The organism is Devosia sp. YIM 151766, assembly GCF_030285925.1.
Lineage (GTDB): Bacteria > Pseudomonadota > Alphaproteobacteria > Rhizobiales > Devosiaceae > Devosia.
This window is the reverse complement of the sequence record NZ_CP127251.1, coordinates 900,806-927,772: the sequence shown is the minus strand read 5'-3', so window position 1 is coordinate 927,772 and position 26,967 is coordinate 900,806. Positions and strand designations below refer to the sequence as shown.

General features: G+C 63.2%; 28 protein-coding genes, 1 tRNA gene and 1 pseudogene. 15 read left to right on the top strand and 15 right to left on the bottom strand.

Annotated features, from left to right (window positions below; translation table 11 throughout):
- Positions 1-243 precede the first annotated feature (243 nt).
- Positions 244-1,533: an RsmB/NOP family class I SAM-dependent RNA methyltransferase gene (locus O9Z70_RS04455; RefSeq protein WP_286021294.1), complete on the bottom strand. Its 1,290-nt coding sequence runs from the start codon at positions 1,531-1,533 to the stop codon at positions 244-246.
- 2 nt (positions 1,534-1,535) lie between these two features.
- The gene (gene guaB / locus O9Z70_RS04450) at positions 1,536-3,038 is read right to left on the bottom strand and encodes an IMP dehydrogenase (protein ID WP_286021293.1); all 1,503 of its coding nucleotides are present in this window, start codon (positions 3,036-3,038) and stop codon (positions 1,536-1,538) included.
- A 281-nt stretch (positions 3,039-3,319) separates the two neighbouring features.
- On the opposite strand from guaB, the gene O9Z70_RS04445 reads away from it, so the two are divergent.
- Complete coding sequence (locus O9Z70_RS04445; RefSeq protein ID WP_502870183.1) at positions 3,320-4,666, top strand: MFS transporter; 1,347 nt, start codon at positions 3,320-3,322, stop codon at positions 4,664-4,666.
- A 25-nt stretch (positions 4,667-4,691) separates the two neighbouring features.
- Here the strand turns inward: O9Z70_RS04445 and O9Z70_RS04440 are convergent, their stop codons facing one another.
- From O9Z70_RS04440 to O9Z70_RS04430, 3 genes are read right to left on the bottom strand one after another with little or no spacing between them, the layout of a single operon-like run.
- Positions 4,692-4,994 carry a hypothetical protein gene (locus tag O9Z70_RS04440; RefSeq protein ID WP_286021291.1) on the bottom strand — a complete coding sequence of 101 codons (303 nt, stop codon included), beginning with the start codon at positions 4,992-4,994 and terminating at the stop codon, positions 4,692-4,694.
- 59 nt (positions 4,995-5,053) lie between these two features.
- Positions 5,054-5,785, bottom strand: a complete 732-nt coding sequence (locus O9Z70_RS04435; protein WP_286021290.1) for an RlmE family RNA methyltransferase — start codon at positions 5,783-5,785, stop codon at positions 5,054-5,056.
- A complete protein-coding gene (locus O9Z70_RS04430) occupies positions 5,775-6,953 on the bottom strand; it encodes a Ppx/GppA phosphatase family protein (RefSeq protein ID WP_286021289.1) in 1,179 nt (392 codons plus the stop codon). The genes O9Z70_RS04435 and O9Z70_RS04430 overlap by 11 nt, the downstream gene beginning before the upstream one ends.
- A 239-nt stretch (positions 6,954-7,192) precedes the next feature.
- On the opposite strand from O9Z70_RS04430, the gene O9Z70_RS04425 reads away from it, so the two are divergent.
- Positions 7,193-7,266 (top strand) — tRNA-Gln (locus O9Z70_RS04425).
- A 113-nt stretch (positions 7,267-7,379) separates the two neighbouring features.
- Positions 7,380-7,826: a site-specific integrase gene (locus O9Z70_RS04420; protein WP_286021288.1), complete on the top strand. Its 447-nt coding sequence runs from the start codon at positions 7,380-7,382 to the stop codon at positions 7,824-7,826.
- A 43-nt stretch (positions 7,827-7,869) separates the two neighbouring features.
- Here O9Z70_RS04420 and O9Z70_RS04415 read toward each other — a convergent pair whose 3' ends face one another.
- The 4 genes from O9Z70_RS04415 to O9Z70_RS04400 all read right to left on the bottom strand — a co-directional run bounded on the left by O9Z70_RS04415 (position 7,870) and on the right by O9Z70_RS04400 (position 9,004).
- Positions 7,870-8,367: a hypothetical protein gene (locus O9Z70_RS04415; RefSeq protein ID WP_286021287.1), complete on the bottom strand. Its 498-nt coding sequence runs from the start codon at positions 8,365-8,367 to the stop codon at positions 7,870-7,872.
- A gap of 109 nt (positions 8,368-8,476) precedes the next feature.
- Positions 8,477-8,713, bottom strand: coding sequence for a hypothetical protein (locus O9Z70_RS04410; RefSeq protein ID WP_286021286.1), 237 nt, complete (start codon positions 8,711-8,713; stop codon positions 8,477-8,479).
- A complete protein-coding gene (locus tag O9Z70_RS04405; RefSeq protein ID WP_286021285.1) occupies positions 8,713-8,859 on the bottom strand; it encodes a hypothetical protein in 147 nt (48 codons plus the stop codon). The genes O9Z70_RS04410 and O9Z70_RS04405 overlap by 1 nt, the downstream gene beginning before the upstream one ends.
- Before the next feature lie 13 nt (positions 8,860-8,872).
- Positions 8,873-9,004, bottom strand: coding sequence for a hypothetical protein (locus O9Z70_RS04400; protein ID WP_286021284.1), 132 nt, complete (start codon positions 9,002-9,004; stop codon positions 8,873-8,875).
- A gap of 325 nt (positions 9,005-9,329) precedes the next feature.
- On the opposite strand from O9Z70_RS04400, the gene O9Z70_RS04395 reads away from it, so the two are divergent.
- Both O9Z70_RS04395 and O9Z70_RS04390 read left to right on the top strand, forming a co-directional pair.
- Positions 9,330-9,560 (top strand): hypothetical protein, encoded by a 231-nt coding sequence (locus O9Z70_RS04395; protein WP_286021283.1) that lies wholly within the window; start codon positions 9,330-9,332, stop codon positions 9,558-9,560.
- Positions 9,561-9,791: 231 nt separating this feature from the next.
- The gene (locus O9Z70_RS04390) at positions 9,792-10,274 is read left to right on the top strand and encodes a hypothetical protein (RefSeq protein ID WP_286021282.1); all 483 of its coding nucleotides are present in this window, start codon (positions 9,792-9,794) and stop codon (positions 10,272-10,274) included.
- Positions 10,275-10,347: 73 nt separating this feature from the next.
- Here the strand turns inward: O9Z70_RS04390 and O9Z70_RS04385 are convergent, their stop codons facing one another.
- From O9Z70_RS04385 to O9Z70_RS04365, 5 genes and pseudogenes are all read right to left on the bottom strand, one after another.
- The gene (locus tag O9Z70_RS04385) at positions 10,348-11,460 is read right to left on the bottom strand and encodes an extracellular solute-binding protein (protein WP_502870182.1); all 1,113 of its coding nucleotides are present in this window, start codon (positions 11,458-11,460) and stop codon (positions 10,348-10,350) included.
- A 52-nt stretch (positions 11,461-11,512) separates the two neighbouring features.
- Complete coding sequence (locus O9Z70_RS04380; RefSeq protein WP_286021280.1) at positions 11,513-12,280, bottom strand: IclR family transcriptional regulator; 768 nt, start codon at positions 12,278-12,280, stop codon at positions 11,513-11,515.
- Between the two features lie 12 nt (positions 12,281-12,292).
- Positions 12,293-13,564, bottom strand: coding sequence for a TRAP transporter large permease (locus tag O9Z70_RS04375; protein WP_286021279.1), 1,272 nt, complete (start codon positions 13,562-13,564; stop codon positions 12,293-12,295).
- Positions 13,564-14,052, bottom strand: a complete 489-nt coding sequence (locus O9Z70_RS04370) for a TRAP transporter small permease (protein WP_286021278.1) — start codon at positions 14,050-14,052, stop codon at positions 13,564-13,566. Before O9Z70_RS04370 ends, O9Z70_RS04375 begins: the two co-directional genes overlap by 1 nt.
- A 56-nt stretch (positions 14,053-14,108) precedes the next feature.
- Positions 14,109-14,957, bottom strand: a pseudogene (locus O9Z70_RS04365) (TRAP transporter substrate-binding protein).
- Positions 14,958-15,205: 248 nt separating this feature from the next.
- On the opposite strand from O9Z70_RS04365, the gene O9Z70_RS04360 reads away from it, so the two are divergent.
- On the top strand, positions 15,206-15,937 hold the full coding sequence (locus O9Z70_RS04360; RefSeq protein ID WP_286021277.1) for an SDR family oxidoreductase: 732 nt from the start codon (positions 15,206-15,208) through the stop codon (positions 15,935-15,937).
- 25 nt (positions 15,938-15,962) lie between these two features.
- Here the strand turns inward: O9Z70_RS04360 and O9Z70_RS04355 are convergent, their stop codons facing one another.
- A complete protein-coding gene (locus O9Z70_RS04355; RefSeq protein ID WP_286021276.1) occupies positions 15,963-17,318 on the bottom strand; it encodes an FAD/NAD(P)-binding protein in 1,356 nt (451 codons plus the stop codon).
- Positions 17,319-17,600: 282 nt separating this feature from the next.
- Here O9Z70_RS04355 and O9Z70_RS04350 point away from each other — a divergent pair, with 282 nt between their 5' ends.
- The 9 genes from O9Z70_RS04350 to O9Z70_RS04310 all read left to right on the top strand — a co-directional run bounded on the left by O9Z70_RS04350 (position 17,601) and on the right by O9Z70_RS04310 (position 26,966).
- Positions 17,601-20,459: a monovalent cation/H+ antiporter subunit A gene (locus O9Z70_RS04350; protein WP_502870181.1), complete on the top strand. Its 2,859-nt coding sequence runs from the start codon at positions 17,601-17,603 to the stop codon at positions 20,457-20,459.
- On the top strand, positions 20,450-20,785 hold the full coding sequence (locus O9Z70_RS04345; RefSeq protein WP_286021274.1) for a Na+/H+ antiporter subunit C: 336 nt from the start codon (positions 20,450-20,452) through the stop codon (positions 20,783-20,785). Before O9Z70_RS04350 ends, O9Z70_RS04345 begins: the two co-directional genes overlap by 10 nt.
- A gap of 1 nt (position 20,786) precedes the next feature.
- The gene (locus O9Z70_RS04340; protein WP_286021273.1) at positions 20,787-22,385 is read left to right on the top strand and encodes a monovalent cation/H+ antiporter subunit D; all 1,599 of its coding nucleotides are present in this window, start codon (positions 20,787-20,789) and stop codon (positions 22,383-22,385) included.
- The gene (locus O9Z70_RS04335; protein WP_286021272.1) at positions 22,382-22,867 is read left to right on the top strand and encodes a Na+/H+ antiporter subunit E; all 486 of its coding nucleotides are present in this window, start codon (positions 22,382-22,384) and stop codon (positions 22,865-22,867) included. Before O9Z70_RS04340 ends, O9Z70_RS04335 begins: the two co-directional genes overlap by 4 nt.
- Positions 22,864-23,145, top strand: a complete 282-nt coding sequence (locus O9Z70_RS04330; protein WP_286021271.1) for a K+/H+ antiporter subunit F — start codon at positions 22,864-22,866, stop codon at positions 23,143-23,145. Before O9Z70_RS04335 ends, O9Z70_RS04330 begins: the two co-directional genes overlap by 4 nt.
- Positions 23,142-23,495 (top strand): monovalent cation/H(+) antiporter subunit G, encoded by a 354-nt coding sequence (mnhG, locus tag O9Z70_RS04325; protein WP_286021270.1) that lies wholly within the window; start codon positions 23,142-23,144, stop codon positions 23,493-23,495. Before O9Z70_RS04330 ends, mnhG begins: the two co-directional genes overlap by 4 nt.
- 87 nt (positions 23,496-23,582) lie before the next feature.
- Positions 23,583-24,599 (top strand): LacI family DNA-binding transcriptional regulator, encoded by a 1,017-nt coding sequence (locus tag O9Z70_RS04320; RefSeq protein ID WP_286021269.1) that lies wholly within the window; start codon positions 23,583-23,585, stop codon positions 24,597-24,599.
- A 334-nt stretch (positions 24,600-24,933) separates the two neighbouring features.
- Positions 24,934-26,085 carry an extracellular solute-binding protein gene (locus tag O9Z70_RS04315; RefSeq protein ID WP_286021268.1) on the top strand — a complete coding sequence of 384 codons (1,152 nt, stop codon included), beginning with the start codon at positions 24,934-24,936 and terminating at the stop codon, positions 26,083-26,085.
- Complete coding sequence (locus O9Z70_RS04310; RefSeq protein WP_286021267.1) at positions 26,082-26,966, top strand: ABC transporter permease; 885 nt, start codon at positions 26,082-26,084, stop codon at positions 26,964-26,966. Before O9Z70_RS04315 ends, O9Z70_RS04310 begins: the two co-directional genes overlap by 4 nt.
- Position 26,967: the final 1 nt, after the last annotated feature.

Below are 26,967 nucleotides of genomic sequence, written 5' to 3'. Positions count from 1 at the left end.
TCAGCTCAATGCCTGACGAGAACGGGCGGGCGGGCCGAAGGTTCACGGATGTGGGAAAGTCCGTATTTGTGGAGGTTTCCCCCTCACCCGTTATTTGTGAAGGCTCCCCCCTCACCCGTCTCGGCCTGCGGCCGATCCACCCTCTCCCCGAGGGGGAGAGGAATAAGAGGGGGCGCCGGCCTGTTCTTCTCCCCCTCGGGGAGAAGGTGGCGCGCAGCGCCGGATGAGGGGGACTGCGATATCTCAGCCGGACTTGTGCAGCAGGTGGCAATAAAATCCGTCGGTGCCGGTCCGGCGCGGCGTGAGGCAGAGGCCGCCGGCTGGTGTTGCTAGGTCCCCTGGTAGGTCGGTGATCAATGTCTGGCGCCAGGCCTGGGCGATATCGAGGGATGCGAACCCTGAATGGGTGGCGAGAAACGCGGCCACCTGGTCGTCGTTCTCCTCCGGCAGGATGGAGCAGGTGATATAGACCAGAACGCCGCCGGGCTTGAGGTAAGGCGCGGCCTCCAGCAGCAGGGCGGCCTGTTCGGCCTGGCGCTGTGCCAGCAATTCCGGCGTCAGCTTCCACTTGGTGTCGGGCCGGCGGCGCCAGGTGCCGGTGCCCGTACAGGGTGCATCGACCACGACCCGGTCCATTTTCTCGACAAGATCGTCGAGCGCGCCGGGATTGGGCGGTCGCACCTGAACATTGCGGACGCCATTGCGCTTCAGCCGGTCATAGATGGGCGCCAGCCGGGCGCGGTCGCTGTCATAGGCGAAGATCTGGCCCTTATTGCCCATGGCCGCCGCAAGCGCCAGGGTCTTGCCCCCGGCCCCGGCGCAGAGGTCAAGCACCTGCTCGCTCTCGCGGGCCCCGGCAAGAGCCGCGACGATCTGGCTGCCCTGATCCTGCACATCGAACCAGCCTTTGAGATAGCCCTCGTCATTGGTGACATTGGGGGTCCGGGCGTCGCGCGGCCCGGCCGGCATGGTGAGGCCGAACGGCGCGATTTCAGCCAATCGGGGCGCGAAGCGGTGCAGCGACTTCATCACCTTTTCCGGCGAGGCCTTGAGCGCATTGGCGCGCAGATCGAGCGAGGGCCGCCCGGCCATGGCCTCGCCCTCCGCGACCCATCGGGCGCCGAAAGCGCGCTCTAGCGAGGGGGCCAGCCATTCGGGGACATCGGCGCGCGTGGCGTCCGGCGCTTGCGACAGATCGGCATTGGCGCCGGCATATTCTTCCGGCGTCACGGGCGCGGGCGCGTGGCTGTCGCCGGCAAAGGCGGCGTTGAGGCTGTCGCCGGTTTCGCCCCAATCGCGCAGGGCCACGGCCAATACCAGAGCGCGCGGCGTATCGCTGCCCATGGCGAAGGCATGGGAGGCGCGGCGGCGCAACGCGTCATAGACCAGATTGCCGATGGCGGCGCGGTCGCCAGCCCCGGCGAAGCGATTGTTGAGCCCCCAGGCCCGCAGCGCCTCGGAAACCGGGCGCTTGCGCTGGTCCATATCGGTCAGGACGTCAATGGCGGCGGCGAGACGGCCGGGGAAGCGCATGGTCAGCGCCCGCTGCGATAGTTCGGGGCTTCACGGGTAATCTTCACGTCATGCACATGGCTCTCGCCCAGCGCCGCGCTGGAAATCTTCACGAAGACCGAATTGTCGCGGAAATCCCGAAGATTATGCGCGCCGGTATAGCCCATGGAAGCGCGCAGCCCGCCGGCAAGCTGGTGCAGCACCGCGCCGACCGCGCCCTTATAGGGCACCTGGCCCTCGATGCCTTCGGGCACCAGCTTCATCTGGTCGCGCACATCCTGCTGGAAATAGCGGTCGGCGGAGCCGGCGCCCATGGCCCCGACCGAGCCCATGCCGCGATAGGATTTATAGGAGCGGCCCTGGTAGAGATAGACTTCGCCGGGGCTTTCGTCGGTGCCGGCCAGCAGCGAGCCGACCATGACGCAGGAGGCGCCGCCGGCCAGGGCCTTGGCCAGATCGCCGGAAAACTTGATGCCGCCATCGGCGATGACCGGCACGCCCGATTTCGCGGCTTCCTCGGCGCAGGCCATGACGGCGGCGAGCTGGGGTACGCCGACACCGGCGACGATGCGGGTGGTGCAGATGGAGCCCGGCCCGATACCGACCTTGACAGCGTCGGCGCCGGCATCGATCAGCGCCCTGGTGGCCTCGGCGGTAGCGACATTGCCGGCGACGATGCGGGTGGAATTGCTCTCGCGCTTGACGCGCTCGACCGCCTCGGCGACGCGGACGGAATGGCCATGGGCCGTATCGATGACCAGGAGGTCGACGCCGGCATCGATCAGCGCCAGCGAGCGCTCGAAACCATTGTCGCCGACAGTGGAGGCGGCGGCCACACGCAGACGCCCCTGCTCGTCCTTGACGGCATTGGGATTGAGCTGGGCCTTTTCGATATCCTTGACGGTGATGAGGCCGATGCAATGATAGTCCGCATCCACCACCAGCAGCTTTTCGATGCGGTGGCGATGCAGCAGAACCTTGGCTTCCTCCTTGGAGACCCCGTCGCGCACGGTGATGAGATTCTGGTGCGTCATCAGCTCGGAAACCGGCTGGTTGGGATTGGAGGCGAAGCGCACGTCGCGATTGGTGAGGATGCCGACGAGCCTGCCGGTCATGCGGCCGCCGCTGCCACCGTTTTCCACCACCGGGATGCCCGATATGCGGCTCGCCTGCATGAGGCCGAGCGCATCGGCCAAAGTGGCTTCGGGGCCGATGGTGATGGGGTTCACCACCATGCCGCTTTCGAAGGACTTGACCATGCGCACCTGCTCGGCCTGCTCGGCGGCGGTGAGATTCTTGTGGATCACGCCCATGCCGCCGGCCTGGGCCATGGCAATGGCCATATTGGCTTCGGTGACCGTGTCCATGGCCGAGGACAGAATGGGAAGATTGAGCGCTATATCCTTGGTGACATAGGTGGAAATATCGGTTTCCGTGGGCAGGATGTCGGAGCGCGCCGGCTGGAGCAGCACATCGTCGAACGTGAGCGCCGCATCGCCGGTGATGGTAGTAATAATCTTCGCCAAGGCCAGACCCTTCCTGCCTACTGAATACAATCAGAGATGTTGGAATGTGAACCGGCGACGAGGAGGCGCGGGTTCAGGTTGGCGAGGGTCAATAGCACCGGCAAGCGGCTTTGCCTAGTGCAGGCGCGCCCGATGCAAAAGGAGAATCTCGGTCTGGGGGCTGGCCGGCCCGGCAACATCGGCCCATACTGGCTAAACTGCTCTCGCAGCCCATTTCCGATTCATCGGTCCATCGCATCTTGATCCGCATTACCCCGCTCATATTGGCGGTGGCCCTGTTCATGGAACAGATGGATTCCACCGTCATCGCCACGTCGCTACCCGCCATCGCGGCCGATATCGGCACCGAGCCGACAGCGCTGAAACTGGCGCTGACCGCCTATTTCGTGGCTTTGGCCATCTTCATTCCCATCAGCGGCTGGCTGGCCGACCGGTTCGGCGCCAAGAACGTGTTCCGGCTGGCCATTTTCGTGTTCATGCTCGGCTCGCTGGCCTGCGCCTTTTCGTTTTCGCTCGAAACCTTCGTGCTGTCACGGTTCTTCCAGGGCATAGGGTCCTCGATGATGACCCCGGTGGGCCGGCTCTTGCTGGTGCGGTCGACGCCGCGGAACGAATTGGTAGCGGCCATGGCCTGGCTCACCGTTCCGGCACTGATCGCGCCGGTGACCGGCCCCTTGATCGGCGGCTTCCTCACCACCTATCTTTCCTGGCACTGGATTTTCTGGATCAACATTCCCATCGGCATTGCCGGGATCATCCTGGCGGGAATATTCCTGCAAGTGCCGGATGAGCGGACGCCCCGCCCCGTCGATCTCGTCGGTTTTCTCATCGCCGCCTTGGCGTTTTCGGGACTGGTATTCGGCCTGTCCGTGGTCAGCCTGCCGGCCCTGCCGATCATCTATGGCTATGTGACGCTGGCGGTCGGGGCCATTGCCGCCCTGCTCTACCTGCGGCATGCGCGCAAGACGAAATATCCCCTGCTCGATCCGAAACTGCTACGGCACAAGCTGTTCCGCTCCTCGATCACCGGCGGCTCGCTGTTCCGGATCGGGGTGGGCGCCGTGCCATTCCTGCTGCCATTGATGCTGCAGCTCGGTTTCGGGCTCAATCCGTTTGAATCGGGGGCCATCACCTTCGTTTCGGCCATCGGGGCGATCATGAGCAAGTTCATCGCCGAGCGCATCTTCTCCCGCTTCGGCTTCTCGCGCATACTCGGCTTCGCCGCGCTGTTCGGCGGGTTGCTGATCGCGGCGCAGGGATTGTTCACCGCCGAAACCGCAGTGCCGCTGATGATGCTGGTGCTCATCGCCGGAGGCGTGCTGCGCTCGATATTCTTCACCGGCACCAATGCCCTCGGCTATGCCGATATTTCCGACGAGGAAGCCAGCCAGGCCACGGCCATCGTCGCGGTGGCGCAGCAGCTTTCGGTGGCCTTCGGCGTGGCCGTGGCCGGCGCCATCATCGAGATTTCCAGCTCGCTCAATGGCGGCGAGCTGACGCTGGTGGATTTCCAGATCGCCTTCTTCGCCGTCGGCGGCCTCAGCGCCCTTGCCGGTTTGGTCTATATGCGCCTGCCGCCGGATGCGGGCAGCAATGTGTCCGGCCACCGGGCGCGGCGCGAGGATTAGAGACCCGCCCGGGCCTCGCGGCCGCTTATTCGCGGGCCTCGTCGCGGCGCGCGAATTCCTTGTTCACCCGGGCGATGGCGGCCTGGATCAACCCCGCTTTCTCCCGGTTCCCGGTTTCGGCATGGCCAGCATGGTCCTGGCCGCGGGCGGCGCGATTGCCGGTGCGCACGGCCCGCGCCGCCTTGTCCCGGCGCTCGCGCAGATGGCGCGCCAGCTTGCGCAGGTCATCGGCCTTCATTTCGCCAAGACCGGGATGACGGGCCTGGGCCACGAGCTTGCGCTCATCCGCATCGAGAAAACGCTCTTCATTGCGACGGGTGACGGCCATTGCATGCTCCTTGTTGGCAGGTTCATGACGATAACGGGCAGAGCCGCCGAGAGTTCGCCCTATTCCTCTTCGGCCTCGACACTATCGCGCCCCTTGAACCCCTTGGCGACCAGATAGGCCTCGGCCGAGCCCGAGCGGCTGGCGGGCGGCTTGGAGTGAACGGTCGATTTGAAATGCCGTTTGAGCATGTGCAGCAATTCATGCTCGGTGCCGCCCTGGAATACCTTGGCGACGAAGGAGCCGCCGGGCTTGAGCACCTGAATGGCGAAGTCGGCGGCGATTTCGATGAGGTGAATGATGCGCAGATGATCGGTGGGACGATGGCCCGTGGTCGGCCAGGCCATGTCGCTCATCACCACATCCGCCTGGTGGCCGCCCAGGGCCTCGATCAGCAGGGCGGGCGCGTCGTCCTCGGTGAAATCCTTCTTCAGCAGGATGACGCCGGGAATGGGGTCCATGTCGAGATAATCGATGCCCACGACCAGCGGGTTCTCGACGGTCGAGCCGACGGCCTTGGCCGCGATCTGCGACCAGCCGCCGGGCGCCGCGCCCAGATCGACGACATGCATGCCCTTTTTGAAGAGCTTATGCTTTTCGTCCATTTCCTTGATCTTGAAGGCGGCGCGGGAGCGATAGCCTTCCGAGCGGGCGCGGGCGACATAGGGGTCGTTGAGCTGCCGTTCCAGCCATTTGGTGGACGCCACCTTGCGGCCCTTGGCGGTCTTCACCCTAATCTTGAGGTCGCGGTCGGACTTGCGCCCACCGGTGCCCAATGCCTTGTTATTGGCCATTGCCCTGCCTCCTCGGATAGCGGTTCGGCCGCTTCTGCGCCCGGTCCGCGTCCATGAGCGAAATCAGAATACCCTCGCGCAGCCCCCGATCGGCCACGCGCACTTTTTCGGTCGGCCATTCGCGGCGGATGGCTTCGAAAATGGCGCAGCCGGGCAGCACGAGATCCGCCCGGTCCCTGCCGATGCAGGGATGGGCGACGCGCCGCTCGAAGGACATGCTCAACAGCGCGCGCATGGTCTCGTCGACCTGGTCGCGCCGCATCCACAAGCCATCCACCTTCTGCCGCTCATAGCGCTCCAGGCCCAGATGCAGGCCCGCCAGCGTGGTGACCGTACCCGAAGTGCCGATCAGATGCACCGGATGATTGCTGATCATCTGCCGCAGCTTTTCGCGGCCGCGAAACTGGCGCAGATGCGCGGCCACATGGCTCACCATGGCCTCGAACACTTCCCTGGTGACGTCGACGCCGCCGAATTTCTCGGCGATGGACACCACGCCCACCGGCAGCGATTGCCAGGATCGGATCGAGGCCGACATGCGCCCCTGCAAACGCGGGCGGCCGCCGCGGAAATCCAGCCAGGCCAGTTCCGAGGAGCCCCCGCCGATATCGAACATCAGCGCGCCCTGGGTCTGGCCATCGATCAGGTCGGCGCAGCCGGTAACGGCCAGTTCGGCCTCGGTGCGGCGATCGACGATCTCCAGGTTCAGGCCGAGCTCCGTCTTCACGCGCTCCAGAAATGCCAGCCCATTATCCGCCGTCCGGCAGGCTTCGGTGGCGATCAGGCGCATGCGGATGGGCTGGTGGTCGCGCAGCTTGTTGCGGCATTGGCGCAGCGCTTCCATGGTGCGCTCCATCGCCGCGTCGGAGAGCCGGCCGGTCACCGAAACACCCTCCCCCAGCCGCACGATGCGCGTGAAGCCGTCAAGCACGCGAAAGCCGCGTTCATGCGGCCGCGCGATCAGCAGGCGGCAATTATTGGTACCGAGATCGAGGGCGGCATAGAGCGGGCCGCGCGCGCGGCGTGGAGCATTGGCGGGTGGCGTCCGCTGGTCGGGCCAGGGCGGCGAAAGGCCGGCCCGATCCTTCCGGACTGCGCCGGAAGGTGCACCAGACCCCGCATCGGCCAAGAGAGCCGATGCGGCGGCGGACCGATTCGAATCGGTCACGTCTGTCTCCTTCGTGCGCGGTCGCAGGACCGGACCAGCCGGCCGCGCCCGAGCGCACATCATGTTGCATTGTCGCCGAAGAAGGTAGAGCAAGGGGGGGCGGAGCGCAATGCAAACGATGATTGCGGCCGGGCGCGCAGAGGCGCTTGCAATCCGACCCCGCTTTGTCTAATGAAACCCCGCGCCGTGCTTCGCAGCCCCGCTGCTCCACCCACGCCGCCCAGCCAGCAGGCTCCTGCTGGGGAATAGTTCAATGGTAGAACAGCGGACTCTGACTCCGTCGATCTTGGTTCGAATCCAGGTTCCCCAGCCAATCCTCCCGTAAGTTATTGATTTTGCAATAAATCCCGGTTTCGCTGGGGTTTCAAAGCGTCACACTGGCCCACTTTGGTGGCCCACCTACCGGCGAAATCTGCATCGCGTTTGGTGGTCCGCTATAATTCTGGGGGAAGGAGAAATGACGACGAAGAAGAAAAGAGCCTCAAGACCAAGGGATCATTCCGGGTCGTGCCTGTGCATTCCAAGCTGATCGAAATGGGCTTCATTGAGCATGTGGAGCGCCAGCGTGAGGCCGGAGAGCGCCGGGTGTTCCCGGAAGCCGAACGCAATGCGCGCGGCCATATCGCCAACAAGTTCGAGAAGAAGTTCGGCACCTATCTGATAAAGCTGGGCTTGAAGGAAGGGCGCGGCTTGACGCTCTACAGCTTCCGGCATGGCTTCTCAGACGCCATGCGCGCCGCTGGCTTCATGGATGAGGAACTTGGCTTCCCGATGGGGCATAGCAAGTTCAGCATGACCGCCCGGTATGGGCAGATGCCACAGGGCACGGTGCAAAAGCGTGTGGAGCTGATTGAGGCGCTGAGTTACCCTTAAAAGGCGCGCCACCATAGAGGCTATAACTTCATCAATGACTGGTTCACATTAGCGCGCCTGTTAGGGTGAATATAAAACCCAAACAGAATAGCTTAAAGGCTAATCCAGAGAAGTCGCGGGGCACGCCGGTCGCAGCCCTCTCTTGAAGAGCTGCATCCATTTCTGCCGTATTGATTTCCAGTTGTGGTATGTCTAGCAGTCCATGATAGTTGACAAGTGGCCTAGCAGTTAGTCCCCACTGCGCCCGGTGCTTCGCATTCTGCGTATCAACTTGCCATGCTAGCAACCGCATCCCACTCAAATGAGACTGTATTCGATACATTCTGAAAAATGTGGGCTTCTCTCTCATTGCATCTTGTAGGTCGCCCAGCTTCTTCAACTTCCGTTTTTGTTGATTGGCTAAATTACGCCCATTCCAAGCGAATGCCGCCCGAACGCCCATTGCGGCCCTATAAATCCAAGCTTTACCGCCTATTATTACGGCAACAAAGTCTATCAGGAGACCTGATACAGTTAGAATTTTTGCGACAACTTCCCACATTGCGAAATTATAGCGCGATTCTTTTTATATTTTCACTGTTTGTGACAGCTATCAAAAGCGCCGCCACACCACTAAGGTCTGACGGCGCTGGTATTAGGTCGTGCCGGGACTATGGGAGCCGATCAAGCTCTTCCATTGCGCCACGGGCTTCCCGGTAAAATTCTGCCTCGCGTTCGCGGTTGATCGCTCGGACGACAATGCGCCGAAGGTCGCTCTTGGCGGCCTTCGCTAAGCCCAGGTCAGCCAGATCATTCACCACGGATGCCAGCGCGCCCGGCGTGGCAGGCGAGTTATTTGCGCCCTTGGTTTCCGCAACCATTTTCAAAATGCGGTTGTCGAGTGCCATTATGAAGCCTTCAAGCCAATATCAGCCGGATCGATGGCCGCACGGAACACGGTGACCAAGTCAGCGGTGTCGCCATGATGAACAGCGATCAAAGGGCCTTCCGGTGACATCAGCACCTCAACGTGAGAGGCGTTTGTAATGAGCATGTCGGCATCCGCATCATTGCTCACACCGCTTTTGACATTCGTAGAGCTTGTAGAGGTAACCGTTAAAGTGGCGGCGGGTCATGGTCATCACCGCTGAGGGTGTAATAGGCTTGTCGTTGCCATCAACGTTGGTAAACTGCGTCATGTCATTTCCTTCCAAGGTTTGACGCTTCGAGATGGCGAGCGCGAAGTTTGGTCACGGAACGCTCGCCGCCTTTCCCTTCATCGACGCGCAGAACGCCCGCTAGAGTCTCAAAAAGCGGCCTTACCGAGTCGTTTCCGCTAGTCCACCAACGCGCCTCGGCTACCGCCAGACCAGTATGCTTCATCTTGTCCCCCATTATTCCGGAACTACGTATAGCATACCAAGATCAACTGTAAGTCACCGCTTCTACTACCTCAGCCCGGCGTTCAACGTGCCTTCCTGCTCAACACCATAGCGCCCATCCACGTCAGGGAATGATAAGCGAATGCCAAACTATAGAATTACATTACAACGGAATGGCGAGCATCCATCCGGGGATGTCATCACCAGAGACGGTGAGGTCATTGGAACGCGGCGCACCGACGAAAATGACCTTGATGACTTCTATCAGTTCATCCCGGACGGCGGAGAAGAGCCGATCATCCAAGGCTACATGCTCGGCTTGTTCTGCTCAAAGATAGCAGACTGGCATGACAGCAAAAGCGACCCAAAATAGTGGCCCACTTTGGCCCACTTTTTTGGACGACGATCTTGCTAAGTCATTGAAGGGACTATACTACCCTCGACATTGGGAGTGCCCAGGTTCCCTAGCCAATTTTTTCTTAATATAACCAATGACTTAATGATCCGCATTAGCAGGTTTCGTTAGCACCTTTCGGTAGCATTTCCGGTTGTAGAAATCCGTCGCCCACCCTACCCTTCTGTCGTCCTGCTTGGGGGTGAGACAATGATTGTGCGGACTGCGTTGCTTTTTGTGGCGCTGTTATTGCCGAATCCAGCATCCGCACAGGCGTTCGGCTTCACCATGGGAACGTCACTGGAAGAGCTGGAAGCCGTCCAGCAAGTGCCCGGCAAGGCGAATTATCGCTATGTTGTGGTGCCGCCCACGCCCAACCCACGCCTTGAGAATTACTCGGCCATTGTCACGCCCCAAGACGGCCTATGTCAGGTCATGGGCGCAACGCCCGGCGAAACACCCGAAAGGGCTGAGCAGTTGCGCAGCATTCTCCATACGGCGCTTCAAGCAGTCTATGGCGAAGGCACCAAGATCAGCGAGCGGGAGACCGTCTTCGGTAACACCACGCCGCCGGTAATGGCTGCGGCGCTGCGGATCGGGCGAAACAACACCACGGTCATGGTCGAATATGTGTTCAGCAACTATGCGTCCTGCTCTATCAATGCCATGAAGCTCGACCAGATCGGCCTCTAGATACAAAAGCGCCGCCAAACCGCTAAGGTCTGGCGGCGCTCCTATTGGCCGGGCCGGATTAGGCGGCGGCAGTTCACGCGGCGCTGGCGGCGAAGGCGCTATTCAGTTTTTCGATAGCGGCGCGGTGGCTCAGCCCGCCGGTCAGGCCTTCGCGGATGATTTCCGAGCCCTGCTTCTGGAACGGCATATAGCCGTCGTAACGCGGGCGCGTCCAGGACGCTTCCAGGGTGGCCCTGGTATCGCGGTAGAAGCCGTGCGCCAGGCGGTTGATCTCGTCGTCCACCCAGGCGGCATCGATGCCGGCCTGGCCGCCCGAATGGGCATAGAGGCTGCGCTGGGTCTCGGGACCGGCGACCCAGAAGGCATAGTCGAGCGCCGCATCTGGGTGCGCCGAATAGGCGGAGACGGCAATGCCGGTGCCGCCCAGGGCCGAACCGCTGGGCCCATTGGAGCCGATGACCGGAATATCGCAGAAGGCGAGCCGATGCGGGCGGAACTTGTCGGTGGCATAGCTGACATAGCCATAGGCGAACGGAATCACCACTTCCCGGTTCTCGCCCGAGGCCAGCGCTTCGAAGGCGGCGATCGGGTCCATCTCCCAGGCTTCCGGCCTGACATGAGCCATGAGCTCCGCCAGGGCCGCCAAAGCCGTGGCACCGGCCTCGATGTCGATCAGTTGCGGGCCATGCTCGGAAGCGCAGGGCGTGCCCAGATTGGCCGCCAGGGTATAGAAGCACATCAGCGAATGGGGCGAGCGCATGGGCAGCAGCACCAGCCCGTCGCGCGCCAGGTCCAGCAGGTCGGACCAGCGGGTGACGCCCTGTTCCAGGGCATCGGCGCGGAACGCCTGCACCTGAGTCGCCGCGTCGATCGGAAGGCCCCATTGCCGGCCCTGCCATTGATAGCTGGGAAAGGAATTGCCGATCGATCCTTTCGCCATTGCGGCCAAAGCCGCGGCGCGTTCGGGCCGGTCGAGGGGCACGAGGCAATTCTCACTGGTGATCTGTCCGACATGGGGATGATCGATGACGATGAGATCGAATTTCTGCGCCAATTCCTTGACCGGATAGCTCTCGAAATCCTGCAGGCTGCGCTGCTCCCATTGGATAGTCACCCCGGTCTGTTCCTGCCAGATACGGGACGTGGCGACCATGGGGTCGAAACCGCGGGGATGGCGCCAGGTCATGCCTTTGAGCGTCGTCAAGTCAGTCTCCATTCAGCGATAGGGATGCAGCCGCTCAGGCGTTCTGCATGATCACGGTGAGGTCCTCGGCCGCCGCCACCACCTTTTCCAGCACCGCCTCCGCCTCCATGCGCATGCGGCGCTGCGGCAGGAAGGGCACGGTAATGGCGGCAAGCGGCTGGCCGCCGGCGTCGAAAACCGGCTTGGACAGGTTGATGACGCCAGCCGTCACGTCGCTGCCCCGCCGTTCATGGCCCTCGGCATGGATCGCCGTGAAACGGGCTCGGAACTGCGCCTGTTCTTCGGCCGAGAATTCGGCCAGCAGCAGGTTCTGCCGGTTGGGCGCCGAAAAGGCGGCGATGACCACGCCGGAGCTGGTTTCCATGGCGGGAAAGCGGGAGCCGAGCTTGACGGTATAATGCATCGGCATCGGACTGTCGGCCTGGGCCAGGATCACCAGCGAATTGCCAGCGACCGTCGCCAGATGGCAGGATTGATCGGTATCCTGGCTCAATTGCTCCAGGATCGGCGTGGCGTGATAGATCAGCTTCTGCAGGGGCGGATAGCGGGTGCCCAGCTCGAACAGCTTCAGCGTCAGGGCGTAGCGGTCGGTCTGCTCGTCGCGGCGCAGCAGGCCGAGCCGATGCAGCGACACGACGATGCGATAGATCTGGCTGGTCGAGCGGTTCAGCCGCGTCGCCATTTCGGTGACGCTCAGCCCGGCAATCTCGCCGGCGACGAGATCGATGATCTCGAACGCCTTGTCCACTGCCGGCGCGGCGTAACTCTTCCCCAGATCGCCGTCGCTCTTACCCTTGCTCATGCCCTTTTCCCCCTAGAGATGCGCCAGACCAGTGCTGAACACCGGCACGAAGATCAAGACCAGCGCGAAAGCGAGATAGGTCAGGATCATGGGGAAAGCCGCCTTGGTAAAATCGATCAGCGGCGTCTTGGTGATGGTGCAGGTGGTGAACATGATGGTGCCCACCGGCGGGGTGACGCCGCCCAGATGCGCCATCAGCACGAAGACCACGCCATAATGCACCGGATCTATGCCTAGCGCATTGGTCACCGGCAGGAAAATGGGGCCGAGGATCAAGATCAGCGCCGTGCCTTCGATGAAGGCGCCGGCCACCAGGATCACCAGCGCGATCAGCGCCAGCATCAGGGTCGGATTGTCGGTGAAGGACAGCAAGCCGCCGGCAATGGTCTGCGGCACCTGCTCGAAGGTCAGCACCCAGCTAAAGGCGGTGGAGGCGGCGAGGATGAGCAGGATGGCCGCGGTGGTGGATACGGTCGAGCGCAAAGCCCGCCACATCTCGGCCCAACTGGCCTCGCGATAGGCGATGACGCAGACGATCGTATAGATCACCGCAATCCCGGCCGCCTCGGCGGGCGTGAATACGCCGCCGCGGATCCCGAGAATGATCAAGATCGGCAGCATGATCGCCGGCAGCGCGCCCAGAAAGGCCCGGCCCAGCGAGGGATCGCCCGGCTGAGCGCCGCGCGGCGGGTCCCATTTGTTCAGGCGGGTGGTGATATTGGCCTGCACCAGCATCATCAGCGCCAGCAGGAAGCCGGGCACGATGGCGGCGGCGAAGAGCTGGCCGATGGAAGTATTGGTGACGAAGCCGAACAGGATCAGGCCGATGCCTGGCGGGATCATCGGGGCGATCAGCGAGGACACGGCAGTCAGTGCCGTCGAATAGGGCAGCGGATAGCCGCGCTTGGTCATTTCCGGCACGATGATCTTCGCCTGCATGGCGGCATCGCCATTGGCCGAGCCGGACATGCCGGCGAGCAGGGTCGACAGCAGCACATTGGTCTGCGCCAGCCCGCCCCAGACGCGCCGCGTCAAAACGGCGGCGAAGTCCATCACCCGCCGGCTGATCCCGGAAATGTTCATGAGTTCGCCGACCAGAATGAACAGCGGCACGGCCAGGAGCGGAAAGCTCTGGGTGCCCTGAACGATGCGCTGGGCCAGCACCACGTCCATCAGCGCCGGCTCCATGATGACATAGGCCACCGAGAGCATCAGCAGGATGAGGCCGACCGGAACGCCCAGCGGCAGGAGAAGCAGGAAAAGAATCAGGATGATCCAGAGCATCAGCGCGCTCCACCGGCGGCGAGCCGGACGATACGGCCGATATAGGACAAGGCCAGCAGCCCGAACCCGATCGGCATGGAAAGATAAAGCCAGCGCGCGGAGATGCGCAGCGAAGAGATTTGCGCCCCGGTGCGCTGATAGAGCTGCCAGCCGATCCAGGCGAGATAGACCGAGAGCGCCAGGACCAGCACCAGCCGCACCAGGATCAGCGCCTGGCGGATGGTGTCATTGCCCACCTTGACCACCAGATCGAGACCCATATGCGCATCGTCGTGATCGGCGATGGCCAGCCCGACAAAGACCACCCAGGCAAAGAGCAAGGTCGACAGGTCGAAGGAAAAGATCAGCGGCGCATGGAACACATAGCGCATGACCACAGCGCCGAAGACCACGCCGACCAGCACGATGAGCGCGATCACAGTCAGCGCCACCAGTGCCCTGTCCAGCCCGCCCAATGCGGCGTCGAATTTTCTGGAGAATGCCTGCAAGCTCCCCTCCCTCAAAGATGCGACGGCCCGGACAACATGTCCGGGCCGATCAAGCCTTACTGGCCGTCCACGATGGCCTTGGCGCGTTCGTAGAGACCTTCGCTCCATTCCGGGAAGGCGGCGGCAATGCCGCCGGCGCGCTCGGCAAAGGCGGCGCGATCGACGTCGGAAATGATGGTCATGCCATTGGCAGCGAGCGTCTCGATGCCTTCTTCATAGCTGGCGATGGACGCCGCCGACATGCTCTCGCAGGCGATATCGGCTTCTTCCTGGAAAATAGCCTGGTTGGCTTCGCTGAGATTGTTGAACCAGGACTCGCTGACCGTGATCGGGACGATGTCGGTCATGTGGTTGGTCTGGATGAAGTATTTGGCATTCTCATAATGCTTCTGGTCGATCATCGCCGAGGGCGGGGCTTCGGCAGAATCGATAACGCCCTGCGCCAGGGCGCTATAGACGTCGGGCCAGGGCATAGGCGTTGCCGCGCCGCCGAAGACCAGCCGCACCATTTCGGTATAGATGGTCACCGGCTGCACCCGGATGCTCAAACCTTCGGAATCGGCAGGCGTGCGCACTTCGCGGTCGCGCGTGTAAAGGTCGCGGACGCCGAAATGAGCGTAGCAGAGAACCTTGATATTGTTCTAGGCGACCTTGGCCTCGAGCTCCTGGATCAGGTCGCTGGCCAAAAGGCGCTTGGCACCCTCGAAATCGGGATAGAGAAACGGATAGAGCACGATGGAATAGTCCGGTGCGTAATCGGCCAGCATGCCGATACCCACCTGCCCCATCAGGTCGGCGCCGAAGGACGTCTGTTCGACGACCGCGCCGTTTTCGCCCAATTGGCCGCTGGGGAAAAGCTCGATCTTCAGCTCGCCATTGCTGCGCTCTTCCACCGCCTTGGCCATGTCCACGGCAGCCAGATGAACGAAATGCTCCGGCGAATTCATATGGGCAAAGCGCACCACGGACTGGGCCTGGGCCGGAACGACAAAGCTGGCAGCGAGCAGGGCTGCCGCAGATGCGGCGATAGTGAATTTCATTGAATCTCTCCCACGAGCCGCAATCCTCGGACGGCACGTTTTTCATATATAACAATTGTTTTTCATATATCGATGAGATATCAGCGTCAACCCACTTCAAGGAAGGGACATAGATGGCCAACCTCACCGGAAAACTCGTTCTCATCACCGCCGCCGCGCAGGGTATTGGCCGCGCCTCGGTGGAGGCCTTTGCCCGCGCCGGCGCCAGGGTCGTCGCCACCGATATCAATGCGGACAGGCTCGCCGAACTGGACGGCATGGACAATGTCTCGACCCGGGTGCTCGACGTGCTGTCCGCGGCGGCGGTCAACCAGGCCGTGGCCGAAATCGGTCAGATCGACGTGCTGTTCAATTGCGCCGGCGTCGTCCATTCCGGCACGGTGCTGGAGATGAGCGAGGCCGATCTCGACTTTGCTCTCGACCTCAATGTCCGGGCGCAGATTCGCACCATCAAGGCGGTCTTGCCGCAAATGCTGGAGCGCCGCGATGGCGCCATCATCAATATGGCGACGGTCGCCTCCTCGGTGAAAGGCGTGCCCAATCGCGCCGCCTATACGATTTCCAAGGCGGCGGTCGTGGGGCTGACCAAATCCATCGCCGCCGATTACACCACAGCCAATATCCGGGTGAACGCCATCTGCCCGGGCACGGTGGAGAGCCCGAGCCTGCATGAGCGCTGGCATGCGACCGGCGATTTCGAGGGCGCCCGCAAGGCCTTCATCGCCCGCCAGCCCATCGGCCGCATCGCCCGGCCCGAGGAAGTGGCCGATCTCGCCGTCTATCTGGCCGGGGCGACCTATACGACCGGACAGGTCCATATCATCGACGGGGGCTGGACGGCCTGACCTTCCCGCAGCGCGCTGGCAGCGTTCAGCTAGCCGCTTCCCCGGCCATGATATTGTCCGCGACGGCGCGGCATTGCAGGCGGATGTCGGGGATGGCCTCGATCTCGAAATAGCGGCCGCGGGTCAGCGGCCCGACGACCCTTACGCGGGGTGAAACGCTGCCGTCGGCGGCGATCAGGGCGCAGTTTTCGTCGACGTCGAGGCCGATACGCATGGCGTCGGGGCGGGCGGCGCCGGATTGGATCAGCTGGCGGATCACCGGATTGGCGCTGGCGCGCACGTCCACGGTGACGCCGCCGCAATCATAGACCCGCGCCACTTCGACGATTTCGCGCCTCTTGGTGCCACGGGGCCGGATAATGGCGCGCACGGCCTTGCCGGCGCGCTCGATATCGACGAATTCGGCGGCGACCAATTGGACCTGTCCCGCCTCTATCGCCTTCACCAGGCCCGCATGCAGGTCGGGCGGCAGGCGGTGGCGGTGGATATTCCACCAGGGGCGGGCATGGCGCAGGAATTGGCGTTTTTCACGCACCGGCCAGCTTTGCCAGAGGCGTTGATTATACGGGCGGAGACCATCCACGACGCTGCGCCAATCTCCGCCCCGGCTTTCGGTTTTCGTCACCAGGGCGCGGAACCAGGCGGTAAGATCGTTGAGGCTGGCTCCGAAAGGCACGTCGTCCGCGGCGATGTCCAGCGGCGCGACATCGCGGTGGCCGCGCGGCACCAGGCCATTGCGGGACACGACCGTGATCGGGCCGGCATGGCCGGCATCGGAGAGCGACACCCAAGCGTCGACCATGCTGAGGCCGGAGCCGAGAATCATCACATGGGCTTCGGGGTCGAGCGCCGTATCGCTGTCGGAACCGGCGCGCACGGCAATGCCCTTGCCGCGCAAGGGCTGCGTTTCGTGCCCCACGGCGAGAATGGCCCAGCGGCTGGCGAGGCTGGTGCCGTTGCCCAAGGCGATTTCGACGCCCTTGGGGGTTTCGTGCAGGGCTTCGACTTCCTCGGACAGCACCACCAGCCGGCCGGGCAGGCGTTCGCCGGCCTCGCGCAGCACATCCTCCAGATAGGCGCCATAGAGCCGGCGCGGCACGAAGGTCCAGGGCGAGGCATGGCGCCCCGGCTCCTTGTGCTGCAACCAGCGCCAGAAATGCTCGGGATCGTCGGCAAAGGCGCTCATGCCCAGGGCCGGCACATTGACCCGGTGATTGCGATGACGGGCCGAATAGGCGAGGCCCTGGCCAAAGCGCCCCTGACGTTCGATCAGGGTGACGCGCAGGTTCGGATCGGGATGGCGCAGCAGATGGGCGGCCAGCAAGACGCCGCTGGCGCCGCCGCCGATAATGGTGATGGATTGGCGACCGCTATTGGTCATGGCATCTCTCCGGATTCCCTTTCCGGATAACACCGGACCGGGCAGAAGGTCGAGCCGTCTTGATATGGGGCCGGCTCATGGAGCCGGTCGCGGGCGGCGCCGCCGCCAAAAAAAGCGCGGCGACGCGCCGCACCGGCCGTTCGCGATAAAGAGATGTGAAACCACCTTCTCATCCCGCATCACTATCCCTATACGTTGACTGGAGATTCTATCGCGAGGACCGGTCCCCTGCCCCACTTGTCAACCGATCTTGCCCTGACGCTTCTCGCCGTGCTGCCGTTCATGGCCTGCGCGCTGGTCCTGGCGCTTCCCGGCCGGGGCAATAGAGGCGCGGTGTGGATAACGGCCATCGTGTCCGGCGTTCTCAGCCTATTGTCCATCAGCCTGTTTCCGCTGGTCAGCAATGGCGGCGTCGTCAGCACCAGGCTCGAATGGATTCCGCAGATCGGGCTCAATCTGGTGTTGCGGCTCGATGGCTTCGCCTGGCTGTTCTCGGTGCTGATCACCGTTATCGGTTTTCTGATCGTGCTTTATGCGCGCTATTACATGTCCCCCAAGGACCCGATCGCCCGCTTCTATTCGCTGCTGCTGGCCTTTATGGGCTCCATGCTGGGACTGGTCATCTCAGGCAATATCATCCAGCTCGCCATTTTCTGGGAAATGACCAGCCTCGTTTCCTTCCTGCTCATCGGCTATTGGTATCACCGCAGCGACGCGCGCGACGGGGCGCGCATGGCCTTGATCATCACCGGCACGGGCGGCCTCGCTTTGTTCGTCGCCATGATGCTGGTCGGCCATATCGTGGGCAGCTACGAGCTGGACGTGGTGCTCGCTTCCGGCAGGGTGCTGGTGGACAGCCCGCTCTATCCGGTGACATTGCTGCTGCTGCTGCTGGCGGCCTTCACCAAGAGCGCGCAATTCCCCTTCCAGTTCTGGCTGCCCAATGCCATGACCGCGCCGACGCCGGTTTCGGCCTATCTGCATTCGGCCACCATGGTGAAGGCGGGCGTCTTCCTGCTGGCGCGGTTCTGGCCGGTCATGTCCGACAGCCAGCTCTGGTTCTGGATCGTCACCTATACCGGGCTGGCCACGCTGCTTTTCGGGGCCTATGCCGCCCTGTTCCAGCGCGATCTCAAGGGCCTGTTGGCCTATTCGACCATTTCGCATCTCGGGCTCATCACCACGCTTCTGGGCATGGGTACGCCGCTGGCCGCCGTCGCCGCCATTTTCCACATCGCCAATCACGCCACGTTCAAGGCGTCGTTGTTCATGGCGGTGGGCATCATCGACCACGAGGCCGGCACGCGCGACGTGCGCAAGCTGAGCAATCTGCGCAAATACATGCCGTTCACCGCGACCCTGGCCATCATCGCCAGCGCCGCCATGGCCGGGGTGCCGCTGCTGAACGGCTTCCTGTCCAAGGAAATGTTCTTCACCGAAACCGCGGAATTCGATCCCAACATCTTCGTCAACCTGTCGCTGCCGATCATCGCGACCCTGGCGGGCATGCTCAGCGTTGCCTATTCGATCAAGTTCGTGCATGGCGTTTTCTTCGGCCCCGAGCCGACCGAGCTTGAAAAGATTCCGCATGAGCCGCCGGCGCTGATGCGGCGGCCCATCGAATTCCTGGTTCTGGTCTGCCTGGCGGTGGGCATCATTCCCGGCATCACCGTCGCCCCCTATCTGGCGGCGGCAGTGCAGTCGGTACTGGGCGTGGACACGCCCTATTACAGCCTGTCGGTCTGGCACGGCTTCAACCTGCCGCTGGTCATGAGCATCATCGCGCTGGTGGGCGGCGCCATCATCTACGTGCCCTATTACCGGCGCCTGATTAATATCGACGGTGTGCCGCTGACCCGCAACCTGGGCGGCCAGCGTATCTTCGAGCGTATCCTGGTGACCGCCACCAACCGCTGGGCGCGCCGCGTCATCGAGGTTTTCGGAACCCAGCGCCTGCAACCGCAAATCTTTACTGTGGTACTCCTGGCCTTCGCGGCGGGGATCGGCGCCGGCTGGGCGCGCCTGGGCAATTTGCCGTTGCCGGACAATTTCGATTCCGTCCTCGGCCTGGTCTGGCTTCTGGGTGGCTTCGGCGCCATCGCCGCGGCGCACCAGGCCAAGTTCCATCGGCTGGCTGCATTGATCCTGATGGGGGCGGCGGGCCTGGCCACCTGCGTCACCTTCGCCTGGTTCTCCGCCCCCGATCTGGCCCTGACTCAATTGCTGGCGGAAATCGCCACCACGGTGCTGATCCTGCTGGGCCTGCGCTGGCTGCCCAAGCGCCAGCCGGTGGCCGAAGATCGCAGCTGGCCGGTCAGGTTCCGCCGCTACCGCGATGCCGGCCTTGCCGTGCTGATTGGCCTGGGAACCGCCATCGCCAGCTATGCGATCATGACCCGCGAGGCGCCGGACGGCATTTCCGACTTCTTCCTCGCCAATTCCTATAGCCAGGGCGGCGGCACCAATGTGGTCAATGTCATGCTGGTGGATTTCCGCGGTTTCGACACGATGGGCGAGATCACCGTGCTCGGGGTCGTGGCGCTCGCCGTGTTCGGCCTGCTCCGCCGCTTCCGGCCCGCCGCCGACAGTGTCGAACGGCCGGAGCAGCAACGGGTTCTGGACGAATATGCGCAGGGCGATGGCCAGCACGTCGCCGTCGACTTCATGCGCATCCCCGCGCTCATCATCAACTGGATGTTCCCGGTCGTGATCATGGTGGCCATCTATATGTTCCTGCGCGGCCACGACCTGCCGGGCGGCGGCTTCATCGCCGGCATCATCATGTCGCTGGCCTTCATCCTGCAATATCTGGCGGGCGGTACGCGCTGGGTGGAAGAGCGGCTGCGCATCCTGCCGGTGCTGTGGATCGGCTGGGGTCTGCTTCTGGCCCTGCTCACCGGCGTCGGCGCCATGCTGCTGGGCGCGCCCTTCCTCACCTCGGCCTTCGCCTATGCGGATATCCCGCTGATCGGCAAGGTGCCGATGGCCACCGCCCTGTTCTTCGATCTCGGCGTATTCGCCCTGGTGGTCGGCGCGGTGGTGCTGATGTTGATCGCCCTCGCCCACCAATCCATACGGCGGCCCAAACCCGCCGGCTCGTCCAAGCCCAAAGTGCGGGAGGGCGCCGACAAATGGAATTGACCCTGGCCATCGCCATCGGCGTGCTCACCTCGTCGGGCATCTATCTGCTGCTGCGCCCGCGCACCTTCCAGGTCATTATCGGCCTGTCGCTGGTGTCCTATGCGGTCAACCTGTTCATCCTGGCCATGGGGCGGTTGCGCATGGATGCGGCGCCGGTCCTGTCGGGCGCCAATGCCGATCCCGCCAATTATACCGACCCGGTTCCCCAGGCCCTGGTGCTCACCGCCATCGTCATCAGCTTCGCCATGACCGCCTTGTTCCTGGTGGTGCTGCTGGCCGCCCGCGGCCTGACCGGCAATGACCACGTCGACGGCAAGGGGAATTGAGATGACCGGCCTGAACCATCTCGCCATCCTGCCGATCCTCATTCCGATGATCGCGGCCATCGCCAATCTGCTGCTGGGAGACCAGCGCAGCAGCCAGCGCATAGCCGGGCTCAATATCGGCTTCAGCGTGCTGTTGCTGCTGGTCTCCATCCTGCTCTTCGTGGTGCTGGCGCAATCGGACCTGACGGCCGCGGCGGTCTATCCCATCGGCAATTGGCCCGTTCCCTTCGGCATCGTGCTGGTCGCCGACCGGCTGGCCGCGATCATGGTGTTGACCACCGCCATCCTGTCGCTCGCCGCCCTGGTCTATGCCTCGGCGCGCTGGCATGATCGCGGTCCCAATTTTTTCCCGCTATTCCATGCGCTGACCATGGGGCTCAACGGCGCCTTCCTCACCGGCGACCTGTTCAACCTTTTCGTGTTCTTCGAATTGCTGCTGGCCGCCTCCTACGGGCTGGCGCTGTTCGGCAGCGGGCGCAATCGCGTGCGCGCCGCGATGCACTATATCGTCATCAATCTGGTCGCTTCCTCCCTGTTCCTGATCGGCGTGGCCTTGATTTATGGCACTACCGGCACGCTCAACATGGCCGATATCGCGCGGGCCGCCCCCCATATCGCCGCCGAGGACCGGGGCCTGTTCGAGGCGGGAGCGGCCGTGCTGGGCGTCGCCTTCCTCGTCAAGGCCGGGTCCTGGCCGCTGCATTTCTGGCTGCCCAATACCTATTCGTCGGCGGCGCCTCCGGTGGCGGCCCTGTTCGCGGTCATGACCAAGGTGGGGTTCTACGCCATATTGCGGCTCTGGATGCTGGTCTTTGCCGGCGCGTCTGGCGCCGAAGCCATCTTCGCCCAGAACGTCCTGCTGGTTCTGGGGGTGGCGACGGTGGCCTATGGCAGTATCGGGGTTCTGTCCAGCAAGTCGCTGGACCGGCTGGCGAGCTATCTCATCCTGGTTTCGGCCGGCACACTGCTGCTGGCCGTGGGCTATAATGTCCCCGGCGTCACCAGCGGCGCGCTCTTTTATCTCGTGGTCGCCACGCTGGCGGCGGGCGCCTTGTTCCTGCTCAAGGACATTATCGACCAGATATTGCCCGCCGAGGCCCAGGTGCTGGCGGTCTCGCTCGAACTCTATGGCGACGAGGAGGAAATCCTCGAGGAAGATCAGGAATTCAGCCCCGCCATTCCGGGAGCGGCCGCCCTTATCTCCTGGTGCTTCGCCATTGCGGCGCTGGTCATGGCCGGCCTGCCGCCGCTCTCGGGTTTCATAGCCAAATTCGCCATGCTCTCCGCGGCCCTCGGCTCCGAGGGCGCGCCCGACGCCGCCACCTGGTGGATCATCGGCACGCTGATCGTTTCGGGGCTGTTCGTGCTGATCTCGATGGTGCGCAACGGCATCAACATCTTCTGGACCTCGCTGCCCGAGGATGAGATCCTGCGCTTGCGGACGATGGAGATCGGCCCGATCGTGGCGCTGCTCGCCCTCTGCGTGATCATGACGCTGGCGGCCGGCCCGGCCATGGGCTTCTTCGCCGAGACGGCGGCCTTCATCCATGCGCCGCAGAGCTATATCGACACGGTCATGTCAGTGGGGGGCGGGCTATGAAGCGTTTGCTGCCCCATCCAATCCTCACCGGGGTGCTGCTGGCTTTCTGGCTGATCCTGCATCAATCGGCGGGGCTCGGCCATATTCTGCTCGGCACCTTCATCGCCGTGACCGCGTCGCTGGCCGCCGACCTCGTCATTCCCGAGCCGCTGGTGGTGCGGCGCCCGCTCAAGGTGCTGCAACTCATCGTGCTGGCCGGGCTGGACATCATCCGCTCCAATATCGCGGTGATGCTGATCCTGTTCAGCCCCAGGCCGAATCCCACCGCCGAGTTCGTCGAGATGAAGCTGGAACTGACCAATACGTTCGGCCTGGCTATCCTGGCCTGCATCATCACCGCGACGCCGGGCAGCGCCTGGCTCGAACATGACCGCGAGCGCAGCACCGTGCTGATCCACGTCTTCGACGTGATCGATGCCGACGAATGGGTGGAGACGATCAGGCAGCGCTACGAAACCCTGCTATTGGAGATTTTCCAATGAGTATCGAGATCCTGCACTGGAGCCTGCTGGCGGCGCAATTATTGCTCGGGATCGCCATGATGGCCACGCTTTACCGCATGGTCGTCGGGCCCCGCGCCCAGGACCGCATCCTGGCGCTGGACGCGCTTTACGTGGTGGCGCTGCTGCTGCTGGTGACACTGGGCATTCGCACCAATTCGCAGGTCTATTTCGAGCTGGCCATGCTGATGGGCCTGCTCGGCTTCGTCGGCACCCTGGCGCTGGCCAAGTTCCTCATGCGCGGCGAGGTGATCGAATGATCGACGACCTGCCGCTCTGGCTGTCCATCCTGGTCTCCGTCCTCGTCGTCTTCGGCGCCCTGCTGACCATGGCGGGGTGTTTCGGGCTGGTGCGCCTGCAAAATTTCTATGTGCGCATCCATGCGCCCACCATGGGCACCAGCATGGGCGGCGGGCTGATCCTGCTGGCGTCGGCGATCTATTTCTCCGTCACCCGCGAACGGCTGATCATGCATGAATTCATCATCTTCTTCTTCGTGACCATCACCACGCCGGTCACGCTGATGCTGCTGGCCCGCGCCACCCTGTTCCGCGACCGCATCGAGGGCAATGACGGAGTGCCCCAGCGCCGGGTGGACGATCCCCGATAAGCCGGGGCGGCATTCATCTGGACCGGAAAGCGCGGCTATGCCACGACTAGCGGGCGAGTCAGCCGCCACTCATTCCGGGACGATGCCATGACGAGTGATGTAAAGAGCCGGTCCTTCGTCAGCGCCCGCATGGTGGCGGAGCGGGCCGGCGTGTCGCGCTCGGCCGTATCGCGCACCTTCACCGATGGCGCCAGCGTCTCGGAGGAAACCCGCCGCAAGGTGCTCGATGCCGCCGGGGCGCTCGGCTATCACGTCAATCACCTCGCCCGCGGCCTGCGTGAGCGCAGCAATATCGTCTGCCTCGTCGTTGCCGACATGACCACGCCGATCCGCGCCGGCATGGTCGACGTGCTGACCCGCGAATTGCAGGCGGCGGGCAAGATCACCATGGTGATCAACACCAAGGCCGATACGGAAAGCGTCTCCAAGGCCCTGCGGCAGACCCTCAATTATCGCGCCGACGCCACCGTGGTGCTGTCCGGCACCCCGCCCGCCTCGCTGATCGAAACCTGCCTCGCCAATGGCCAGCAGGTGGTGCTGATCAACCGCGACGACCAATTGGTGGGCAGCCACAATATGAGCGTGGACAATGCCACGGCCGGCCGCGAGGCTTTTTTCCTGCTGCGCCGGGCCGGCTGCCAGCGGCTGGGCCTCGTCACCTCCACGGCCGGCACGGCGAGCCTGGTGGAACGCGAGCGGGTCTTCGTCGAAGCCGCCCGGGCCGATGGGCTGGATGTGGCGGTGTTCGAGACCGGCCCCACCGGCTATGGCTCGGGCTTCGAGGCCGGCCGCCGCGCCTTCGGCCGCTCCAACAGTCCCGATGGCGTGTTCTGCGTCACCGATCTTCTGGCACTGGGTTTCATGGATGCGGCCATCCACGAATTCGGCCTGCGCATCCCCGACGATCTGTGCGTCGTCGGCTTCGACGACATCGAACAGGCGAGCTGGAAATCCTATCGCCTGACCACATTTTCGCAGCCCCTCAACGCGATGGCGGATCAGGTGGTCGACTTGCTGCTGGACCCCGAATCGGCCGGTTCCGAACGCATCCTGTTCCAGCCGATTCCGCGCTGGCGCAAATCGGTCCGCCCCGGCCCGATCTGAACCGCAAGATCGTTGCACACGTGCGCAACGCCATGGCTGTCATAAAAGCGTTATCCGCCTCGGCTATCAGGCATCCTGAATTTCTTGAACATTGCACTTGTGTGCAAGCGAGATTTGAGGTTGTCTTATGGAAGCGATGACGGATCGCGGACAGGCAACCCGACAGAGATTGGGAACCCCTTCCGCGTATCGCTGCAACAAGGGAGGAGGCCCATGAGGCGGGCGGAACCGGTGCCGATCCGGTTTCGCCATTCGGCTGCCGGCCGAACGCTGCCTCCGCTATCGGCTTCTATAGCGCGGTGGCCCGTCGGGCCGCCTAGATGGGAGAATTTTTATGAAGCGCCGTACATTCATGCTAACCGCCGCCGGTGCCGCCGCCGGCATGGTCGTCCTGCCCCGCATGTCCTTTGCCGCCGAAGGCGTCATCGACTGGTACACCAGCTCGGACAGCAACATTCTCGACTTCTGGATCAATACGATCAAGCCGGCCTTCGAGGCGGCCCATCCGGGCGTCGGCCTCAACCTGGTCGATGCCGGCGACGGGGCCGGGGTTATCGCCATTGCCGAGCGCGCCATCGCCGCCAAGCAGACCAATACCGATCCGCAGGCCGATTTCTTTGAATCCGGCCATGCCCTGCTGCCGGCCGGCGCCATCGAGGCGGGGATTTACACCAATATCAAGGAAGCCGGCCTTTCTAACTATTCCAAGATCAATCCCCTGGCCATCAACAGCGATTACAGCATGCCCTATCGCGGCAGCCAGGTGCTGCTGGCCTATGACACGACCAAGCTCGATCCGGCCGATGCGCCCAAGACCTGGGACGAGCTCGTCGCCTGGATCAAGGCCAATCCGGGCGAGTTCGTCTATAACCGTCCCGACAAGGGCGGCTCGGGCGGCAATTTCGTGCGCCGCGCCATCCACCAGGCCAATGGGCTCGACCCGGCCATGTTCACCGTGGACAATTACACCGAGGAATTCGGCGAAGAAACGCTGGGCAAGGCCTGGGACCTGTTGGCCGACATCGCGCCCTCGCTTTACGACAGCGGCGCCTATTCCTCGGGCAATACCCAGTCGATCCAGTTGCTGGCCCAGGGCGTGGTGACCATGACCCCGGTATGGTCCGACCAGATCCTCCAGGCCATCGACCAGGGCGTGCTGCCCGAAGATACGGGCCTGGTCCAGCTTCAGGACCTGGCGCTGTGCGGCGACTTCACCCGCTCCATCGTCATCGAGAACGGCACCAATCGCGACGCCGCGCTCATGCTGGCCGATTTCATCCTTTCGGAAGAAATCCAGAGCGCCATCCTCACCGAGCTGGGTGGTTTTCCGGGCGTGAGCTGGGACTATCTCTCGGAGGATCTGCGCGAGCGCTTCGCCGACATCGTGCCCCAGACCATCCCCACCTTCCCGGCCGGGGCCTGGGAATCCGCCATCAATGATGGCTGGTATCGCAATGTCGCTCCTAACGTCGATCGCAATTCGTGACCGACGCGGCGGAAGGGGCGGCACGCCCCCTTATCGAAAATAATGACAGCAGGAGGCCCACCGGCCTCCTGCTCGTCGCCGTGCCTGTCCTGCTGATGGCCTGGCTGATCATCTGGCCGATCTTCAACGCCTTCTGGCGCACCGTCTGGCGGCCCGACGCCGACGGCAATTTCGGCTTTAACCTGTCCAGCTATGTCTTCTTCTTTTCCGATCAATACAGCATCAACAACCTGACCGTCACCCTGTGGACCACGGGCATGTGCGCCCTGCTCCTCCTGGCGATCTGCCTGCCCATCGCGCTTTACCTGCGCTTTTCGGCCGGCCGCCTGCCTGCCTATGTGCAGGCCATGGCGATCTTTCCCATGTTCGTGCCGTCCATCATCCTGGCCTATGCCTTCATTCGGGTGCTGGGGCCGAACGGCATGGTCGATATCCTGCTCAATTCGGTCGGCCTGCCCAAGATCCGCACGCCCTATCTCACGCCATGGGGGCCGGTGATCGGCCTGGTCTGGGACAATATCCCGCTGACCGTGCTGATCCTGCTTGCCGGGCTCGGCAGCGTCTCCAATCAGGCCATCGAAGCAGCGCGCGATGTCGGCGCCAGGCGCTTTCAGGTCTTCTGGTACATCATCATGCCGCGCATCTCCAATTCGGTGCTGGTCGCCATCTCCTTCGCCGTGCTGGGCATTTTCTCGTCCTTCACCCTGCCCTATCTGCTGGGCCCGGCCGCGCCCGAAATGATGGGCCCATTCATGAACCGCACCTTCCGCGAAGTGAACGACCCGCTCAACGCCATCACCCAGGCGGTCATCACCTTCGGCTTCTGCATCGCCTTCGGGCTGTTCTATGTGCGCTCGGTCGCCCGCAATCAGGGGAAGTGAC

Bases quoted from the DNA above. Each gene is read 5' to 3' on its own strand.
- O9Z70_RS04360 (WP_286021277.1), top strand. From the start codon at position 15,206: ATGGCCAACCTCACCGGAAAACTCGTTCTCATCACCGCCGCCGCGCAG.
- O9Z70_RS04390 (WP_286021282.1), top strand. From the start codon at position 9,792: ATGATTGTGCGGACTGCGTTGCTTTTTGTGGCGCTGTTATTGCCGAAT.
- O9Z70_RS04320 (WP_286021269.1), top strand. From the start codon at position 23,583: ATGACGAGTGATGTAAAGAGCCGGTCCTTCGTCAGCGCCCGCATGGTG.
- O9Z70_RS04340 (WP_286021273.1), top strand. From the start codon at position 20,787: ATGACCGGCCTGAACCATCTCGCCATCCTGCCGATCCTCATTCCGATG.
- O9Z70_RS04440 (WP_286021291.1), bottom strand. From the start codon at position 4,994: ATGGCCGTCACCCGTCGCAATGAAGAGCGTTTTCTCGATGCGGATGAG.
- O9Z70_RS04415 (WP_286021287.1), bottom strand. From the start codon at position 8,367: ATGTGGGAAGTTGTCGCAAAAATTCTAACTGTATCAGGTCTCCTGATA.
- O9Z70_RS04435 (WP_286021290.1), bottom strand. From the start codon at position 5,785: ATGGCCAATAACAAGGCATTGGGCACCGGTGGGCGCAAGTCCGACCGC.
- O9Z70_RS04445 (WP_502870183.1), top strand. From the start codon at position 3,320: ATGGAACAGATGGATTCCACCGTCATCGCCACGTCGCTACCCGCCATC.
- O9Z70_RS04375 (WP_286021279.1), bottom strand. From the start codon at position 13,564: ATGCTCTGGATCATCCTGATTCTTTTCCTGCTTCTCCTGCCGCTGGGC.
- O9Z70_RS04315 (WP_286021268.1), top strand. From the start codon at position 24,934: ATGAAGCGCCGTACATTCATGCTAACCGCCGCCGGTGCCGCCGCCGGC.
- O9Z70_RS04405 (WP_286021285.1), bottom strand. From the start codon at position 8,859: ATGCTCATTACAAACGCCTCTCACGTTGAGGTGCTGATGTCACCGGAA.
- O9Z70_RS04395 (WP_286021283.1), top strand. From the start codon at position 9,330: ATGCCAAACTATAGAATTACATTACAACGGAATGGCGAGCATCCATCC.
- O9Z70_RS04380 (WP_286021280.1), bottom strand. From the start codon at position 12,280: ATGAGCAAGGGTAAGAGCGACGGCGATCTGGGGAAGAGTTACGCCGCG.
- O9Z70_RS04400 (WP_286021284.1), bottom strand. From the start codon at position 9,004: ATGACGCAGTTTACCAACGTTGATGGCAACGACAAGCCTATTACACCC.
- O9Z70_RS04410 (WP_286021286.1), bottom strand. From the start codon at position 8,713: ATGGCACTCGACAACCGCATTTTGAAAATGGTTGCGGAAACCAAGGGC.
- O9Z70_RS04355 (WP_286021276.1), bottom strand. From the start codon at position 17,318: ATGACCAATAGCGGTCGCCAATCCATCACCATTATCGGCGGCGGCGCC.
- O9Z70_RS04330 (WP_286021271.1), top strand. From the start codon at position 22,864: ATGAGTATCGAGATCCTGCACTGGAGCCTGCTGGCGGCGCAATTATTG.
- O9Z70_RS04335 (WP_286021272.1), top strand. From the start codon at position 22,382: ATGAAGCGTTTGCTGCCCCATCCAATCCTCACCGGGGTGCTGCTGGCT.
- O9Z70_RS04345 (WP_286021274.1), top strand. From the start codon at position 20,450: ATGGAATTGACCCTGGCCATCGCCATCGGCGTGCTCACCTCGTCGGGC.
- O9Z70_RS04455 (WP_286021294.1), bottom strand. From the start codon at position 1,533: ATGCGCTTCCCCGGCCGTCTCGCCGCCGCCATTGACGTCCTGACCGAT.
- O9Z70_RS04350 (WP_502870181.1), top strand. From the start codon at position 17,601: ATGGCCTGCGCGCTGGTCCTGGCGCTTCCCGGCCGGGGCAATAGAGGC.
- O9Z70_RS04385 (WP_502870182.1), bottom strand. From the start codon at position 11,460: ATGACCTGGCGCCATCCCCGCGGTTTCGACCCCATGGTCGCCACGTCC.
- mnhG (WP_286021270.1), top strand. From the start codon at position 23,142: ATGATCGACGACCTGCCGCTCTGGCTGTCCATCCTGGTCTCCGTCCTC.